The following is a 635-nucleotide window of genomic DNA, read 5'->3' as shown; positions in this document are numbered from 1 at the left end:
CCCTCGCTGGTGCTGGACGAGCGACGCGGGCGGCTCTATGCCACCAATGGAAACGACCCGGCCCATGCCGAGCCGGTCGGGCGCGTCGGCGGCTGGCAGCGCGAAGCCAAGGGCGACTACCAGCCAATCGGCCAGGCCATCAGCCTCGGCGATGAGCCCACCCATGCAAGCCTGAGCGCCGACGGCCGCTACCGGTTCGTCAGCAGCTATGGCTCGCGACCCAACCCCGGCGGCAGCCTGGCAGTGCTGCCGCTGGACGAGGATGGCCGCCCCTTGCCGGTCACGCAGATCGCTGCGCATCAGGCCAGCGGAGTGCACCCCGAACGCCAGGCATCGCCTCACGTGCATTCGGCGGTGCCCAGCCCGGACGGCACGCGCCTTCTGGTCAGCGACCTGGGCGCCGACCGGGTGTTCGTCTACCGCTACGACCCGAGCCATGCCGAACGCCCGCTGCGGCCAGATGAGCCGGCCAGCATCGAGCTGCCCGCGGGCAGCGGCCCGCGCCATCTGGTGTTCCATCCCAATGGCAAACACGCCTACCTCGCCCTCGAACTGAGCGCCCAGGTGGCTGGCTTCGATTACACCAATGGCACCTTGACCCGCCGGCAACTGCTGGACCTCAAAGAGTCCGATAG

1 protein-coding gene is annotated in these 635 nt (G+C 69.4%); it reads left to right on the top strand.

Going from position 1 to position 635, the window contains the following annotated elements:
• The coding region (locus ACU8YC_RS25520) for a lactonase family protein (RefSeq protein WP_446896037.1) at positions 1-635 on the top strand (635 nt) is incomplete at both ends.

This window comes from Citrobacter sp. VF227 (assembly GCF_052950715.1).
This window is presented reverse-complemented; position numbering and strand designations above follow the sequence as displayed.